The sequence below is a fragment of the Vibrio sp. B172a genome, from assembly GCF_030248355.1.
Taxonomy (GTDB): domain Bacteria; phylum Pseudomonadota; class Gammaproteobacteria; order Enterobacterales; family Vibrionaceae; genus Vibrio; species Vibrio owensii.
In genome coordinates, this window is sequence record NZ_JAHGAC010000022.1 from 286,490 (window position 1) to 302,365 (window position 15,876).

Sequence of the window (15,876 nt, forward strand, 5' to 3'; positions counted from 1 at the left end):
AAAAATGTGCTAATTAGCAATGACTTATTAAGGTGTTGGTAAATCTATACGACCAATATGGTTATTCTATAAAAGTGTGATGCTGATATAAAAAAAAGGCTCATTTTATTAAAGTTGTTGCACCTGATGCGGATAACGTAACTGAATAGTTAAAACCAGTATCGCGGGAGAGTGGTTTGGCAAAGAGATAATGCCAAACCATCGGCTTAATTAACCCCGTTGATGGAAATTAATCGCTTGCGTTGAGACAACCATAATGAAAAGAATCATCCTATTAGCCGTTTGTGCCATGTTTGGCATTGCTGTCATGGCGAGTATGGCGTCTACCTACTTTATCTCAAGTCAGAAAATCGATGACATCATCTTGCACAAATCTCAGGTTCAGGCTGAGTTCTTAGCTGAGAATGCAAGTTACATCCTAGAGAACTCAAATCATCCGATCCAAGATCTTCAAGCGTTAGTTGACCAGCTAAAGCAACGCTCAGATGTAAGCTATGCCATTGTAATAGATAGCAATGTTTCTGCTGTTGCACACAGTGATAAACAAAAGCTAAACAAGAAGTACGAAGATGACTATACAGTGGCGGGTGCAACCAAAGGTGTGCAGCAATACTCGAAGTGGTACGCGGATGTGCAGCAAGTGTGGGTGTTCGATATCATGGCTCCAATCTACGTGAATGGCCAGCTCTACGGCACGTTCGATATTGGTATTCCAATTACGGAAGTGAGCCAAGCAACGAACGGCATTATTAGCTACCAACTTGGTTCAATGATCGTGATTTTTGTACTTTGCGTGGTACTACTTTCACTTCTGCTAAGCCATTTAATGAAGCCGTTATCAGTATTGAAAAATGCACTGCATGACATTTCGCAAGGGGAAGGAGATCTGACTGTTCGTTTGCCAACAAAAGGCAATGATGAAGTGGCTCAGATTTCATCAGCATTTAATGTCTTTGTCGAAAAGGTTCATGGCATTATTTCGCAAGTGGTGAATACTGGTGTTGCATTGAATGGCTCTGCAACTGCCTTACGTGAGCAATCTCAACAGGCGTTGACTCGTGGGCAGGAGCAAAACGAGCAAACCATGCTGGTGGTGACGTCAATGAATGAAATGATTGCGACAGTTAATGAGATTGCATCGAACGCAGCAGGTGCAGCGAGCGCAGCAAGTACTGCAACGGATGAAACGCAAGAAGGCTACAAGACGCTACAAAAGACCACTACGGCAATCACAAACCTTGAAACTGAGATGAACAGCACGTCCAGCATCATCGTCAGTTTGGCAGATAATACTCAATCGATCGGTTCAATCCTTGAGGTGATTCGTGGTATCTCAGAACAGACCAACTTGTTAGCACTTAATGCTGCAATTGAGGCTGCTCGTGCTGGTGACGCAGGTCGTGGTTTTGCTGTGGTAGCTGACGAGGTGCGTAACCTTGCGACGAAAACCGCACAGTCAACCGATGAGATTGACCTGATGATCAAACGCTTGCAAGACGAAGCGCAAAATGCCGTGAGTTCGATGGGGAACAGTAAAGCTCTGATCGAAGAAGGAACTGCGGAGACGGAACTGGCGCGACAAGCACTAGAAGCAATTTCTAAACAGGTAATGACCATTTTGGATATTAATACTCAGGTTGCAACGGCAACAGAACAGCAATCGACGGTAGCTAACGAGATCAACATGAACATGGATACGGTGAGCAACTCAGTGAAGCTCGGTCTAAATGCAAGTGAGCAATTAGAGCAATCGAGTCAACAACTGGCTGAGCTTTCGCAAACGCTTGATCATTACGTCGGCTCGTTCAAAATCTAACCCACAACAAGCATGCAAAAGGCGACCATCGAGTCGCCTTTTTGTTTGCTGATACGTACACAAAGAGTGGTTATGGGGTGATGTTACTAAAGGTCACTGCTTGAATTTCGTCTTGCGCCGTTCGCTTGAAGTTATCCACTTTGCCCTGGAAATAATAAGGCATGAAATCGGATTGCGCTTTGCTCGAATTTGCGTAATACAAAGTCACTGGCTGCTGGTTTAGTGCACCAGACGTTAAGGTGCCAATCAATGCGTGCTCGAATTGATGATAACCATTGCCCCAATGAAACGCTTTGGTTGATTTTGGATCGAGACCGACGCCCCCATATTGATGATCAACCCATGCATCCATAAAAGTACGTGTGGTGTATGGCAGCACATGCCCAACCTCGTTATCCAAAATGGCAAGTGTCATTGCTGATTGGTCAAGCTCCGCCCATTCCCAAGAAGAGCTGCCGTTAGAGTAAGGGCGGCTTTGCCAAGCAGGGATGGATTGATTCGCCCATTCGCTTTGTAGTTCGGCAGAGAATAAAGCGCTAACTGGCTCGAACTGTTGTTGATATTGCGCTCGCTCTAATGTCGTTCTAATGCCTTGTTTCGCAAACTGTTTCCAATCGGCATTGTTTATTTGTTCTGCGACAAGGTAAGTCATCCAATACGCTTTGATGGTGTGACCAAAATCGTTATGTTTAGCGTTTGGCTGCATGACGGCTTTGTGATGAATGGCGCCGTAGAAGCGCTGCTCTTTATCTGAGTGATAATGTTGAACTAATGTACTTGTTAACCAAGTCAGATCACTGAGCCATTTCGTTCGGTGTGGTTCTGGTAATAGGGGAGCAACCAAAAGCATATAGCCGTTAATTTGGTCTAATTGTGCAACCAACTCATGCTGTTTTGCACTTTGCTCATCACCATCTTGTAAAACCCAAGCAAGTCCTACTTCATCGGTTAGTCTGTAGTTATCAAAGATAAATTTTTGCTGATCAATAAGCACTTTTTCTACTTGAGGATCGCCCGTTAAGTAGTAATACATTGCAAGTCCAACGAGTGCGTAAGCTTGGTCTTGTGAAGTTCTCTGTGTCCACTTTAAACCAGCTTGTTTATTTTGCGTGAACGAAATAAAGCCGCCATGCTCTTTGTCTTGCAATTCGTTGATTAAGTAATAAGCCCCTTGTTTTGCTAACTCAAGGGCTTGAGTGTCTCCAGTCAGGTGGAAAAGAACCCCATAGGCGTAGGTTTGGCGTGATTTCATTCGCGTATATTCACGACCAAAATAGGGAGTAATCCAACCTCGATCTAACTCATTGCAGACATTAGCTGTATCCAGTTTGCGACCATCGTTGCAGCGGAAAGTGGGGAAGTTTCCAACAGGTTCTCCGTAAGCTTTTTCATCCATCCAGTAAGGGGCTAAGCCAGTTGTGACGTGGCTTAGCCATGTCTGAGTAGATGGAAAGGTCGTTGACGCCGCATTATTTGCAATCGCGTCTTGGGAAACTGTTTCGTGTGAAACGGAGGTTTCAATTGTCGCCGCCAGTGACACCGAACTGGTGGCGAGAGATAACGCTATTATTAACGACTTTGTCGAAAAAGGCATAAAGCAAGTCCTTGAAAGAAAAGAAAGAGTATATCGGTTGGTGACCTCTACAAACCGTTGAATCTCTCCGGTTTTCTATTCCTTCTGCTGACAAGCTTGTCATTCTTTTTTGATGGAACGAGCGGGGTTACCAGCAACGCGGTCTCCAGGAGCAACATCTTTAGTTACGACCGATCCAGCCCCAATCACGGCTTCTTCTCCAATCGTCACACCCGGCATAATGATCGCACCGCCACCAATCCAGACTTTATCTCTTATCGTTACAGGTTTTGCAGTTTCATCCCCAGCAAGGCGTTGCTCTGTCTCTAAAGCATGTGCTGCGGTATAGATTTGAACTCGTGGACCAATCATCACGTTTGCGCCGATGGTTACCTGCCCGTTGTCTATGACGATGGCGTCCCAATTAATGTAAGTGTGCGAGCCGACTGAAAGGTTGCATCCATACGTCAATTGCAACGGGGCTTGGATACAAGCACCAACACCAAGATTGACACCCATTTCAACGAGAAGTGCATGTCGCTTTGCTGCATTGGGTTCATGGTTGAAGTTGAAAATGAGCTCACATGTGCGTTCCCGCATGAACTGAAGTTCTTCGTCTAGGCAGTTATAAACCTTTCCTGAACGCATAAGTTCGAGTGCTGACATCTTTTTGCCCTTACCGCTTAAATAGTGCAACAAAGTGAGCAATATAAAGCGCGCGCTATACAAGTGGAAATTGAGAACCGTAAAATCAGAATATGGTCACTCAATAACACTTCATAACATCGCCTTGAGAAACAATTCAATACTAAACCGTTGAATGTACGGGGAAGTGTACTAGGTTTTATATGAGTGCTTGTTTTATGAAACCGCGGCTTTTTAAGCCGTCGGTCTTTGATTAAGTACGGATAAATACTGTGTTGGGTCTATTCACGCGTCATCGATTATCGGATTACCGATAAATAAGAATATGGCGCGAAACCAAAGGGAAAAACAGTTGAGCAATCCAAATGAAAACTTAGAGAAAGTGTTGGCTAAGGCGTTTACCACGTCTTTGATACGATTCTCCGTCACGACGCTTATCGTTATTGTCTGTTGGTGGGCGTTTTTACCATTTCTTCCTATCTTGCTTTGGGCGTTGGTGCTTGCCATTGCGCTCTATCCAGTCAAACTCGTCATTGAAAGAAAGCTTGGGTTAAGCTCGGCGCGTTCGGCAACACTAATTGCCATCATTGGCGTGTTGATTCTTGGTACGCCAACGGCCATGGTAGGCAATTCCTTTGCTTCGAAAACACTCGGTGCCTTTGAATCGTATCGAGATGGCACTTTGGTCATCGCCAAGCCTGCAGATAGCGTCAAAACTTGGCCTCTAGTCGGTGAAAAAGTTCATGCCGTTTGGTACGAGGCCGCAGACGATCTGCCAACGTTTGTCGAAAAGCGTCAGCCTCAAATCAAAGGCTTCTTTAGCTGGTTCGTTGACAGTGCAACGGGAGCGGCGAAGAGCGTGTTTATGCTAATAGGCGCGATCATTATCGCCGGTATCATGCTCGCTTGGGCTCAACCTGCTGCAAAGTCGATACGTAAGATCTTCATTAGCTTCACCGATGAGGTGAGGGGACCAGATTTACATCAACTCACCACGGCCACCATCAGACAAGTCGCCGTGGGAATCATCGGTATTGCGTTCTTAACGGCAATGGCATTCGGCGGAGTTGTTGCATTATCCGGTGTACCTGCTGCCGCTTTGTTTACACTCATTGCGTTGATCTTTGCGATTGTGCAATTGCCCGTGACCATTATTGCGTTGGTTGCTGTCGGTATTCTATGGGCAGGAGATAGCGGCACGGTTCATAACGTCATCTTTACTGTGTTATTGATTGCAGCGAGTCTGATCGACAACTTCTTGAAACCACTGATTCTCGGACGTGGGTTAGAAGTCCCTATGCCCATTGTCCTGATTGGTGCAGTGGGCGGCATGATGTCGGGCGGTATTCTTGGCATGTTCATTGGCGCTGCCTTCTTAGCGGCGGGTTACCAAGTGTTTATGAAGTGGGTAGACACAGAAACCCAAGACGTTGCTGATGTCATCGAGACTGGGCAGGCACAAGAAGTTACTCAAGAAACCGAGCAAAAAGGAAAGGAATAGAACGACTAACGTTTTATTCAGTTATTACTGCAGATAAACAAAAAGACGGCTCGCATGGCCGTCTTTTTTGTGTTTGTTATTCAGCTATCAACACGCTTTTAATGCAATCTATTCTCTGTGCGGTATTCGGAAGGGGTTAAACCGACTTTATTTTTGAATAGGCGAGAGAAGTACTGTGGATACTCAAAGCCAAGCGTGTAGGCAATGGTCGCAACAGAATCCTCGGTAGAGAGAAGCAGATCTTTCGACTTATCGATCAGAGTCTTATGAATCCAATCTTTGGTCGTTTTGCCCGTTTCTGCTTTAAGTGCATCGCTCAAGTATCGGCTGGTCATATTCATACTTGAAGCCAATTCTTCCACTTCTGGGATGCTAGAAGACTCATCAAGAATGGCTTGCATTCTGCTGTCCAACAGCTGTGAGAAGCGCTCGTATACTGAGCTTTCAGACTCTTTGCGCATTAAGAACTGACGATGATAGTAGCGATTGGCGTACATCAGTAATGTGCCGAGTTGCGACAAAATCAGTTCCTTGGTGAAGGCATCCAAGTTATTGCGATACTCCGCTTCAATAGCGTCAAAAATCGCCGCCATTTGCTTTTCTTCTTTTGGCGAAAGGTGCAGCGCTTCGTTCACAGAATACTTAAAGAAATGGTACTTCTTAAGCTGTTCTTGCAGTTCGTGGCCGCGAATATAATCCTCATGGAAACAGATGCTTCGAGCCACAGAGTCGACTTTAATGCCAATGCCAGCAATCTCTTGCTCGGGTGCAATAAAGATCATGGTGCCATTGGAGCAATCGTATTTGGTTCGACCGTAAAGCAACTCGCCAGAAGTGATGTGTTTCAGCGAGATAGAGTAAAAATCGCTTGAGATAGCAAAACCGTTGTCGCATCGCAGATCATCATCGTGGTCTTTAGAATCCATCTTGATGACATCAATTAATGGGTGCTCAGGAGGGCGGATTCCAAACCACTCGTTTTGCTCTGCGATGGACTGAAAATGATACTTCTTCATACGATTACCTAAAATGACAGTGGCAGATAACCAAGCTGCCACTGTTGCCGTGTTGCCATGAATTAACTTGTTGGTTTATTTCGCGATACAGCCTTATGCGCTTTGGCTATTGAAGAACTCAGCAATCTTGTTCGCAGCAACCGTTACATATTCTTCAACATCGTATAAGTCTACATGACTCGCGCCAGGCACGGTAAACAGTTCTTTTGGTGATGTGACCTTCTCAAAGAATAGCTCAGTTGCGATTGCGGTATCTGCTCGTTCGCCCACAATACCCAAGAATGGTTGAGCCATGTGTTCAGCGTAGCGTTCACCAATATTCAGTACTGCCGACTCATAAATGTTCGATAACACTTGGTTAGAGAATCTAGGGTAGGTTTCACTGCCTGCGCGAGCGGTACCGTAGAACTCATAACCTTCAAGTGCTGCTTCTGAAGCTTGAGGGTTGTTCCATTTGTAATCCGGATCGTCGTATCCAAACAAGTCGAATGTTTCCGAACTTTGCTCATTGTACATGCGTTGGCGAGCGTCATTCGCGGCGCCGATCATGCCTCGGTAAGCGGCTTTATCACCGAAGAACATGGCATCGGTTGCTAACATTGCGCTGATAGAAGCAAAAGCTTTTACTCGCAAGTCTGTGATAAGCACGCTACTCATAGTGTTGCCGCCGCCACAGATGCCAATGCCGTACAACTTGTCTTTGTCTACATAAGGTAAAGAGCAAAGGAAAGAAATCGCGTTGCGTAGATCTTCATGTTTACGGAAGCTGTTTTCATCGTTACGGAAACCCTCGCTGTAGCTGTCCGATTCACCCTTGCTGTTGTAATCAAAGGCAAGATATATGAAGCCCAGTTTTGCAAAGATAGGGCCGTATACAGCGGCGGTTTGTTCTTTGATTTGGTGCGCTGGTGGGGTAACTACGATGGTTTTGTATTGTTTCGATTCATCAAAACCTTGGGGTAGATACATGTCGCCAACCAAAGTTAGGCCCAAGCTCTTAAATTCAACCTTTTGTACTGTCATCACGTTATCTCTCTTGTGTTTGTTGATGTGACTATCGTACTCCGTGGTGATTTTTAGTCAGTGCACAAAACACCGCAATGTGTATACAAAACCCCGCGGGGCAACCAAACAAAAGTGGCGTGTTGTGAATGCGTGTTAAAGCGTTTGAAGTTGAAAATCCGAGCTGTTAGTGAGAGTTGAATGGTTTGCAAAAGGCAGCAGGGAAGCCGCCTTTGATATTCATACCTGTTGAAATGGCGTAGCGTTGTATGTTTCTAGTAATCCCCGCGTAAATTAACGAGTAGCATCGCTTCAATCGTGTCGACCATTTCATCGAGTGAAACTGGCATCGCTTTCGCCGTCACAGAGTATCCCTCAACGAATGGGATAAGAATCGATACTGCTCGTGATTGCGAGGTTTGATCTTTTGCTAGCGGCGCGATTTTCTCTTTCATTACCACGACCATCGTTTGATAGTAATCGCTCAGGTAAGACTCAATACTTTCATTACGCGTAGAGATTGCCCAATACTCTCTGAAGATTCGACACATGTCAGAAAGCTCATGACCGTGTGAAAGCAGCATAGAGACAATTGGTCTCAATGCCTTTTCTTCTTCCATCACCGGTAACGCTCTTAAATCGTCTAAACATTGTTGGAAATAACGATCGGCCACGGCTTTGAGTAAGTCATCTTTCGTTTTGAAGTAATATTGAACGTTGCTTAAAGACATGTCTGCGACGCTTGCGACCTTGCGCATCGTTACACCGAAGTCACCTTCTGTTTTTAATAGCTCGATTGCTATATCAAGAATTCTTTCTACTTTTGCTGACTTTTTAGGCATTTACAACATCTCAGAGCGTTAGATTAAGGATCACGTTTGATCTTAATTTGAAAAAGAGTATTGACATATTAGGTCTGTTGACCTAATTTTTCAACCAGTAGGTCAGGTGACCTAATTTTAAAAGGAGATACCCATGATTCAAGTCCAACGTACACCAGATGCTCAATTCGAAAATTTAAAAGATTACCCATTCAAACCTCACTATGTAGAAGGTTTAAAAGGCTATGAGGGTATTCGAGGTCACTACTTGGATGAAGGAAACCCGAACTCAGATGAAGTTTTCGTTCTGCTTCATGGTGAGCCAACGTGGAGCTATCTATATCGCAAAATGATTCCAGTATTTGTTGATACGGGAGCACGCGTTATCGCACCGGATTTGCTGGGTTTTGGTAAGTCTGACAAACCAGTATCGGAAGACACCCATAACTTCGAGTTCCACCGTAACTATTTGCTTGGACTGATTGAGCACCTAGATCTAAATAACATTACGTTGGTCGTTCAAGATTGGGGTGGTTTGCTTGGCCTAACTTTGCCACAAGCGATGAAAGCACGTTTTAAGCGATTACTGATCATGAACACGGGTTTGTTGATGGGGCCAACCACTCAAGAAGCCTTCTTGGAATGGAAGAAAGACATCGTTGAACCAGAAGAGTTGGCGCTGGACCACTTCATGAAGAAGTACGCACCAACGTTAGATGATGAAGAGGCTCGTGCTTACGCTGCCCCATTCCCTGATGAATCTTTCAAAGCAGCTGTTCGTAAGATGCCGAAGATGGTCGCTAATCCAGACCAAGCGTGCATTGATATTTCTACAGCAGCGGTTCCTTTCTGGGGTAAGGAATGGGAAGGGGAAACCTTTATGGCTGTTGGTATGAAAGACAAAATGCTAGGTCCTGCCGTAATGGGGTACATGCAAACGGTTATAAAAGGTTGTCCTGCTCCTATGGAAGTGCCTGAAGCGGGGCATTTTGTTCAAGAGTTCGGCAAAGAAGTCGCTCAAGCGGCTGTTGAACATTTCAAGCTTTAAGCATCGTTTTTAAGAGAAATCACTCATGAAAATTCTAAATCTCGTGTTCCATCCAAATTTGGAAAGCTCCCGCAACAACCAAACATGGAAAACTCAGCTTGAGGAATCTGGCAAGATCACCACAAGTCGCGATCTCTATGCGGAGTATCCGGATTTCCAAATCAACGTAGAGAAGGAACAAGCGTTATTGTTAGAGCATGACCGCGTTGTTCTGCAATTTCCTTTCTACTGGTATTCAATGCCACCACTGTTGAAAAAATGGTTAGATGATGTTCTAACCCACGATTTCGCATATGGCGCAAAAGGCGACAAGTTGAAAGGGAAAGACATGCAGCTTGTCGTATCGGTTGGTGGTCGTGAAAAGTTCTACTCAGGCTTTGATATTTTCACCACGGTACCTGATTTGCTGCGACCATTTCAGCTCACGGCAAACTTAATTCAAATGAACTATCTTCAGCCTGAATATATGTTTAATGCTGATGCGGCCAAACCGGAGGAGATTGAGGCTTTTGGCGTTCAACTGGTAGAGAAAATTGATGATCCTAAGCGTTCAAACCCGAGACAGTATCTCTACGACAGCATGACGCAAGAGCTTGAAGATGTTTATGAAGATTTAGGTTTAGCATAAACAGCCAAGCTAGATAGCATTCTAATCTGAACGAGAGCGAATCAATCAGTTCGCTCTTTTTATTTATCGAAAAATTGTGTTTGTTTATTGAGCTGGATACGTTGTCAGCAGTACGGAATATGGAATAATACAAAGCGGCTGATTGATAAAGCACATCGGCGTGAGTTGTGAAGAACAAGAATAAACAAGGAATGAAACAATGGTAGATTTTACTGTCGGTAAGTGGATTTTTGAACCTAAAGTGAGTGAAGTGACACAGGACTTTGTTTCCATCACGACGGAGCCAGAAACCGATTTTTGGCAGCGTTCATACTACGGCTTTAGAAATGATAATGCGCCAGCACTGCAAATCGAATCGGAAGAGAATTTTACTTTTACCACAAAAGTGAGTTTTGATTATCAGGCGCAATTTGATCAGTGTGGTTTGATTATTTACCTCGACAGCGAAAACTGGTTTAAAGCCTCTATCGAATATGAAAACGAAGCTTTCTCACGTTTAGGCAGTGTCGTGACTAACTTGGGTTACTCTGATTGGGCAACTTCTGACATCCCGCTGCCAGAGGCAATCTGGTATCGCTTGAGTCGTCGCGGTCCTGATTTTCTGATTGAGTCTTCTTTTGATGGTGTGACATTTAAACAAATGCGAATCTTCCACCTACATAAGTTGGGGGAAACCACACCAGAAATGGGCAAGTGCAACCCACCATTGCCGGCAAACAATGTTGTGAGTTTTGGTGTCTATGCTTGTAGTCCGCTTAAATCTTCATTTACCGCCACATTCACAGATATGCGTTTAGAGCCTTGTAAATGGCTAGCGCATGCGGTTTAAATCCAACTACACAACAAAGCAAAGTGAGGGATTATGAAGTTAACTGTGTACCTGTCGGGCGAGATCCATACTGACTGGCGTGAGCAAATCATCAAAGGCTGTGAAGCAAAAGACCTGAATGTGTCGTTTATCTCTGCCAACACGCACCATGAATCCAGTGATGCAGCGGGCGATGGCTTGGGCCCGGAAGACAATCCTTTTTGGCGCGATCATAAATCAGCGAAAGTAAATGCGATTCGAATTCAGACCGCCATTAAGTCTTGTGACCTTGCCGTGATTCGATTTGGTGACAAATACAAGCAGTGGAATGCGGCGTTTGATGCCGGTTTCTGTGCCGCTTTAGGTAAGCCCTACATCACTTTGCATGATGAGAATATTGTCCATGCACTTAAAGAAGTTGATGCTTCTGCTCAGGCATGGGCAACGACACCAGAACAGATCGTCGAATTAATCGCGTACACGGTAAACCCTTAATCACTCGAAGCTAACTCTATTTTGTCATGGAGTTAAGCTGACCTTTAGGGTTTTAACTGCTCTTAGATACTTAAACGCATAGTCATTTGGCTATGCGTTTTTTTCTGTTTCGCAATGGGATTGTGTGAACTTCGCACGGAACGCTTTGGGCGTAAGCTGCTTGTATTTTAAGAATAATCGATTGAAGTTCGACAAGTTATTGAATCCCGATAACTCCGCAACGAGGGAAACGGGCTTGTCGGTTTGTACCAATAGCGAACAGCCTTTACCCAATCTTACTTGGGTGATGTAGTGACTGACACTTTGTCCCATCATCTTTTTAAAAAACCGCCCTAAGGTACTCTCACTCATACCAACCAAAGAGGCCAACTCTGTGACTGATAGCGGTTCGGTGTAGTTTGCGTGTATTGTTTCAAGCAATTGACTGAGTAATCTTTGCTGGCGCTTGTCGGAGTCTTGTCGGTTCAAGGTTTGATTCACTGATATAGGTTGGTAATCAGCAGTGCTGCTTAGCTCATCAAGAATACTCAGCATGATGGTGAGCTTTTGCATTGGCGTCGCAGTGTCTAACTCTTCAAAAAGAGGCAGCAATTGCTTCGCGATAGCTTGAGAGAAGTGCAGCCCTCTATGAGCTTCGAGTAGCAGGGGAGAAAAGGCTTGGCATTCAGGAAATAAACGGGAGAGTTCCTCTATCCATTGTGTGTCAAACCACAAGACATAAACCTTCTGCTCCTTATCTGCTTCTAGGCTTGTTCTTGATTGCCAGGTGTGAGGGATGTTGGGCCCTAATAGCACTAAGTCGAAATCCTCATACTCAGAGATCGTATCGCCAATGTAGCGTTCGCCCTTGCTGTTCAGAGTGAGTGTCAGCTCGTACTCAGGGTGAAAATGCCATTCGAAAGGAATCGCCTCTAAGCGCCGAATCAGCAGTTGCCATGAATTGTTTTGGTTGTATTGAACCTTTTCGTATTGAGCTTTCATGAGTAATACAAACCTATCTAACACGCATATTTCTATGACGGTAAAGTACCAGTATCTGCGTTTTTTGTATCACTTTGTTGGATTAATTGTTGTCAGAATGTGACTAACCAAGCGCGCTCAACGCTTGTTAAACCAATAATAATCAGCCCTACAGGAATCAGTCACTATGAAAAACAAATACGGATTCGGCGACAACGCACCCGGAAATAACAGTGTTTCCAACATCAATTCAGCGCAACTAAAAGACATCAAAAAAACACTGCCGTTGAAAAAGTTAACCCAAGAACAGTTCGACTTTTGGCAACACAATGGCTATTTGGTGCTTCGTCAAATCATCTCGCCGGAAGCGGTAAAGCGTTCACAGGATTTCCTATGGGAGTTCCAAGAAATGGACCCAAACGATACGAGCACTTGGTATCAAGCACAGCGCCGTGACCACGCCATGGTTGAGCTCAACAACTCTGGCATGGTGGAGTGTTATAACAACCAAGTGTTATGGGACAACCGTCAGAACCCAGAGGTGTATAACGCATTTGTTGATATTTGGGATCAGGAAAACTTATGGGTCACTATTGACCGCGCTAACCTTAATCCGCCGAATAAATCGGGTCGTGAATTCAATGGATTTGTTCATTGGGATGCGGATTCCTCACTCGATCCATTGCCGGTAAACGTGCAAGGTGTGTTGGCACTGTCTGATACGGACGAAGAAACTGGTGGTTTCCAATGTGTGCCGGAGCTTTATCGTCAACTGGAAGAGTGGCGTAAAACCCAGCCTGCTGACCGCGACCCTTATGTGCCAGATCTCACCGGTTTTGAGGTGGAGTTTATTTCGATGAAAGCAGGGGACTTGTTGATCTTTAATAGCCTGCTTCCTCATGGCATTCGCTCGAACCAGTCCGATAAAGTACGTATGGCGCAATATATCTCTATGGTTCCGGCAGAAGAAGGTAACCAACCCATTCGAGATTGGCGTGTTCGCTCTTGGCAAGAACGTCTTCCACCAGAAGGGTTTGCTTTCCCGGGTGATCCCCGCAATTGGGAGCAAGTGAAGTATCCCCGAGCTGAACTTACACCGCTAGGTGAGAAGCTGCTAGGTCTGGTGAGTTGGAAAGTACCTGAGTCTGCCTAAACAGACTGCTCTGGTTAAAACCAGTTAAGCTGAAAACAAAAGTAAGCTAAAAACAAAAGACCTCCATCACGGAGGTCTTTTTGAATTGTGCTGTTAATGTCACTAAGACAAAACTTAGATATTTACGACAACTTTACCAATCGCTTGACCACTGGCTAGACGATCATGCGCAGCGCCAGCTTGCTCAAGGGTAAACTCGTGTTCATCGAGAACCGGTTTTAGTGCGCCTGATTCTGCAATCTTAGCTAACTCTTTTAGGATGATGGCATGTTCACGTCGACCAACATTATGGATCATCGGAATAAGCATAAATACTACGTGCAATGACAAGCCTTTCATGTGAACGGTACTTAAATCTTGCTCATGCAAAGACACGGTTGTTGCAACTTGGCCGTTGAGTTTTGCTGCATCAAACGAGTTAGTTAGGTTTGCACCACCAACTGAATCGAAGACCACATCAAAACCAGCGCCAGAGGTGTGTTTCGCAACGTAATCGGCTACTGACTCAGTACGGTAATCAATTGCGGTTGCACCAAGTTCAGTAATCAGGTCATTCTTCACTCCTGTGGAGCCAGTTGCGAATACTTCAGCACCCATGTGACGAGCGAGCTGCAGTGCGATGTGTCCAACACCACCTGCGCCGCCATGAACCAGTACTTTTTGGCCTTGGCGAATGCCAGCACGGATCAACCCTTCGTATGCCGTAATGCCAACCAATGGAATTGCCGCCGCTTCACGCATAGAAAGGTTGCTTGGCTTGTGAGCGATAAGGTCTGCGTCTGCCACCATGTATTCCGCTAGAGAACCTTGAAGGTCACCGAGGCCACCCGCACAACCATAAACCTCATCACCAACCATGTATTCGGTAACACCTTCACCAACGGCTTCAACGGTGCCTGCGAAGTCCATACCCAGAATGCCTGGAAGTTGTGGGTGGAAGGGTAAACCTTCGCCCATTTCGCGCAGCATCATGTCAACAGTATTAACGCTTGATGCAGCAACTTTAACTAGGACGTGGCCCGCTTTAACTTGCGGTTTTTGCACGTCTGCTGTTTCGAATACTTCTGAACTACCAAACTGACGAATTACGGCTGCTTTCATTATGATTTCCTCGGTTGTGCGTTTGTATGGATTCAGTATAGGCGCGATTTCAAAATTGATAATTGGGCTGAAAAAGAAATCAGTTTTAAGTTTTCGTTGATAATAATACGAGTAGTAAACCGCAGAGTTACTTACTCACCAATTGAGAGTAAAGATCAGATTTGCGTGTTTTGTTGCTAGCCGTTATTGAGGAAATCACCTTTTAGTTTTCGTAGATACTGTTTCTTTTTATGCGTCATTGTTTGATGTTTTTTAGAGGCGTAACGTTAATTGCGTTGCTTTGAAAAATAGCAACCTAATGATTTAATTGGAAAAAGGAAATGGATATGGCTTACGAAGGCTACAAAACGTTTACTGCAAAGCAAGAAGACGCAATTCTTTATGTCACGTTTGATTTTGGTACGGTAAACGTGCAAGGGCAGGAAATGTTGGCGGATTTGAATGGGTTAGCACTGCGATTAGAACGTGATCGTAGTGTAAAAGTGGTTGTATTCCAATCAGCCAACCCGGAGATTTGGGTTTGTCATTACGATACCGAATTGCTTAAAGAGATGTCGACAGAGGCCGTTTCTCGCGAAGAAGCGAAGTTACTCGATCTTCAAGCGGTTCTCGAAAGAATCAGCAAGCTACCACAAGCCACAATTGCGAAGTTAGAAGGCTTTGCCCGTGGTGGCGGTCATGAATTTGCATTGGCCTGTGATATGCGTTTTGCCGCTCGCGGTAAATACAAATTCATGCAGATGGAAGTGGGTATGGGCATCTTGCCTTGTGGCGGTGGCGCATCTCGTATGGCGCGTCAGGTGGGATTAGGTCGTGCCCTAGAGATCATCTTGAGCGCTCGAGACTTCGACGCGGATGAAGCAGAAGCGTACGGCACCATCAACAAAGCGTTAGAACCCGATGAAATTGGCCCTTATGTTGATGCATTAGCGCAGCGAATTTCTAAGTTCCCGGCTGAATCTATCAATGCATGTAAACAGATGGTGTACGAGTCAATCGACAAGCCAATTGATGAAGCATTGAAAGCCGAAGCATACTGGCTTTACCAAGCAACGAGTAAAACGCCGGCAGTTAAGCGTTTCCAAATTGCCGATGATCAAGGCTTAGAGCATGACATCGAAAACCAACGTAATTGGGAAGACTTGGTGATGAAGGTCCAAGACATCAACTAAGCTGCTGCGTTAGTTTCTTAGCAAGCACTAGAAAGGCGAGCCAAGTGGTTCGCCTTTTTGTGTTCAACTGCCGACGTGTGTATCGTTCTTAAATTCGCAAGCCAATTGAGCTTGTTTATGGGCATGATCTTTCGAAT

Annotated in this window: 15 protein-coding genes; 8 read left to right on the forward strand and 7 right to left on the reverse strand. The window is 44.9% G+C overall.

Translation table 11 applies throughout. The annotated features are described in order from the left end of the window. The first annotated feature begins 256 nt into the window (after positions 1 to 256). The gene (locus tag KIT90_RS19985; protein WP_285378267.1) at positions 257 to 1,816 is read left to right on the forward strand and encodes a methyl-accepting chemotaxis protein; all 1,560 of its coding nucleotides are present in this window, start codon (positions 257 to 259) and stop codon (positions 1,814 to 1,816) included. 70 nt (positions 1,817 to 1,886) lie between these two features. On the opposite strand, the gene KIT90_RS19990 is transcribed toward KIT90_RS19985, so the two are convergent. Next, positions 1,887 to 3,410 (reverse strand): AGE family epimerase/isomerase, encoded by a 1,524-nt coding sequence (locus KIT90_RS19990; protein WP_285378268.1) that lies wholly within the window; start codon positions 3,408 to 3,410, stop codon positions 1,887 to 1,889. 99 nt (positions 3,411 to 3,509) lie between these two features. Next, complete coding sequence (locus KIT90_RS19995) at positions 3,510 to 4,055, reverse strand: sugar O-acetyltransferase (protein WP_285378269.1); 546 nt, start codon at positions 4,053 to 4,055, stop codon at positions 3,510 to 3,512. Positions 4,056 to 4,386: 331 nt separating this feature from the next. Between KIT90_RS19995 and KIT90_RS20000 the strand changes: the two genes are divergently transcribed. After that, a complete protein-coding gene (locus KIT90_RS20000; RefSeq protein WP_285378270.1) occupies positions 4,387 to 5,535 on the forward strand; it encodes an AI-2E family transporter in 1,149 nt (382 codons plus the stop codon). A gap of 98 nt (positions 5,536 to 5,633) precedes the next feature. Here the strand turns inward: KIT90_RS20000 and KIT90_RS20005 are convergent, their stop codons facing one another. The 3 genes from KIT90_RS20005 to KIT90_RS20015 all read right to left on the reverse strand — a co-directional run bounded on the left by KIT90_RS20005 (position 5,634) and on the right by KIT90_RS20015 (position 8,395). After that, positions 5,634 to 6,551 (reverse strand): AraC family transcriptional regulator, encoded by a 918-nt coding sequence (locus KIT90_RS20005; RefSeq protein WP_122071686.1) that lies wholly within the window; start codon positions 6,549 to 6,551, stop codon positions 5,634 to 5,636. Positions 6,552 to 6,644: 93 nt separating this feature from the next. Continuing rightward, a complete protein-coding gene (locus KIT90_RS20010) occupies positions 6,645 to 7,574 on the reverse strand; it encodes an alpha/beta hydrolase (RefSeq protein WP_285378271.1) in 930 nt (309 codons plus the stop codon). Positions 7,575 to 7,828: 254 nt separating this feature from the next. Continuing rightward, a complete protein-coding gene (locus KIT90_RS20015; RefSeq protein WP_039839472.1) occupies positions 7,829 to 8,395 on the reverse strand; it encodes a TetR/AcrR family transcriptional regulator in 567 nt (188 codons plus the stop codon). Between the two features lie 133 nt (positions 8,396 to 8,528). Between KIT90_RS20015 and KIT90_RS20020 the strand changes: the two genes are divergently transcribed. The 4 genes from KIT90_RS20020 (at position 8,529) to KIT90_RS20035 (ending at position 11,353) form a co-directional block, all read left to right on the forward strand. After that, entirely contained in the window at positions 8,529 to 9,422 is an 894-nt protein-coding gene (locus tag KIT90_RS20020) for a haloalkane dehalogenase (protein ID WP_285378272.1), read from the forward strand. A 25-nt stretch (positions 9,423 to 9,447) separates the two neighbouring features. Next, the gene (locus KIT90_RS20025; protein WP_052447872.1) at positions 9,448 to 10,050 is read left to right on the forward strand and encodes an NAD(P)H-dependent oxidoreductase; all 603 of its coding nucleotides are present in this window, start codon (positions 9,448 to 9,450) and stop codon (positions 10,048 to 10,050) included. Between the two features lie 199 nt (positions 10,051 to 10,249). Further along, positions 10,250 to 10,879, forward strand: coding sequence for a DUF1349 domain-containing protein (locus KIT90_RS20030; RefSeq protein WP_039839469.1), 630 nt, complete (start codon positions 10,250 to 10,252; stop codon positions 10,877 to 10,879). 33 nt (positions 10,880 to 10,912) lie between these two features. Next, positions 10,913 to 11,353 (forward strand): YtoQ family protein, encoded by a 441-nt coding sequence (locus tag KIT90_RS20035; protein WP_020196348.1) that lies wholly within the window; start codon positions 10,913 to 10,915, stop codon positions 11,351 to 11,353. Positions 11,354 to 11,443: 90 nt separating this feature from the next. Here KIT90_RS20035 and KIT90_RS20040 read toward each other — a convergent pair whose 3' ends face one another. Then, complete coding sequence (locus tag KIT90_RS20040; RefSeq protein WP_199436955.1) at positions 11,444 to 12,334, reverse strand: AraC family transcriptional regulator; 891 nt, start codon at positions 12,332 to 12,334, stop codon at positions 11,444 to 11,446. 166 nt (positions 12,335 to 12,500) lie between these two features. On the opposite strand from KIT90_RS20040, the gene KIT90_RS20045 reads away from it, so the two are divergent. Next, positions 12,501 to 13,466, forward strand: coding sequence for a phytanoyl-CoA dioxygenase family protein (locus tag KIT90_RS20045; RefSeq protein ID WP_285378273.1), 966 nt, complete (start codon positions 12,501 to 12,503; stop codon positions 13,464 to 13,466). A gap of 114 nt (positions 13,467 to 13,580) precedes the next feature. On the opposite strand, the gene KIT90_RS20050 is transcribed toward KIT90_RS20045, so the two are convergent. Next, positions 13,581 to 14,567 carry a zinc-dependent alcohol dehydrogenase family protein gene (locus tag KIT90_RS20050; RefSeq protein ID WP_285378274.1) on the reverse strand — a complete coding sequence of 329 codons (987 nt, stop codon included), beginning with the start codon at positions 14,565 to 14,567 and terminating at the stop codon, positions 13,581 to 13,583. Positions 14,568 to 14,893: 326 nt separating this feature from the next. Between KIT90_RS20050 and KIT90_RS20055 the strand changes: the two genes are divergently transcribed. Further along, positions 14,894 to 15,739 carry an enoyl-CoA hydratase/isomerase family protein gene (locus tag KIT90_RS20055; protein ID WP_033006300.1) on the forward strand — a complete coding sequence of 282 codons (846 nt, stop codon included), beginning with the start codon at positions 14,894 to 14,896 and terminating at the stop codon, positions 15,737 to 15,739. Positions 15,740 to 15,876: the final 137 nt, after the last annotated feature.

Bases quoted from the DNA above. Each gene is read 5' to 3' on its own strand.
- KIT90_RS20055 (WP_033006300.1), top strand. From the start codon at position 14,894: ATGGCTTACGAAGGCTACAAAACGTTTACTGCAAAGCAAGAAGACGCA.
- KIT90_RS20015 (WP_039839472.1), bottom strand. From the start codon at position 8,395: ATGCCTAAAAAGTCAGCAAAAGTAGAAAGAATTCTTGATATAGCAATC.
- KIT90_RS20050 (WP_285378274.1), bottom strand. From the start codon at position 14,567: ATGAAAGCAGCCGTAATTCGTCAGTTTGGTAGTTCAGAAGTATTCGAA.
- KIT90_RS20005 (WP_122071686.1), bottom strand. From the start codon at position 6,551: ATGAAGAAGTATCATTTTCAGTCCATCGCAGAGCAAAACGAGTGGTTT.
- KIT90_RS20030 (WP_039839469.1), top strand. From the start codon at position 10,250: ATGGTAGATTTTACTGTCGGTAAGTGGATTTTTGAACCTAAAGTGAGT.
- KIT90_RS19990 (WP_285378268.1), bottom strand. From the start codon at position 3,410: ATGCCTTTTTCGACAAAGTCGTTAATAATAGCGTTATCTCTCGCCACC.
- KIT90_RS20040 (WP_199436955.1), bottom strand. From the start codon at position 12,334: ATGAAAGCTCAATACGAAAAGGTTCAATACAACCAAAACAATTCATGG.
- KIT90_RS20020 (WP_285378272.1), top strand. From the start codon at position 8,529: ATGATTCAAGTCCAACGTACACCAGATGCTCAATTCGAAAATTTAAAA.
- KIT90_RS20035 (WP_020196348.1), top strand. From the start codon at position 10,913: ATGAAGTTAACTGTGTACCTGTCGGGCGAGATCCATACTGACTGGCGT.
- KIT90_RS20045 (WP_285378273.1), top strand. From the start codon at position 12,501: ATGAAAAACAAATACGGATTCGGCGACAACGCACCCGGAAATAACAGT.
- KIT90_RS20025 (WP_052447872.1), top strand. From the start codon at position 9,448: ATGAAAATTCTAAATCTCGTGTTCCATCCAAATTTGGAAAGCTCCCGC.
- KIT90_RS19985 (WP_285378267.1), top strand. From the start codon at position 257: ATGAAAAGAATCATCCTATTAGCCGTTTGTGCCATGTTTGGCATTGCT.
- KIT90_RS19995 (WP_285378269.1), bottom strand. From the start codon at position 4,055: ATGTCAGCACTCGAACTTATGCGTTCAGGAAAGGTTTATAACTGCCTA.
- KIT90_RS20010 (WP_285378271.1), bottom strand. From the start codon at position 7,574: ATGACAGTACAAAAGGTTGAATTTAAGAGCTTGGGCCTAACTTTGGTT.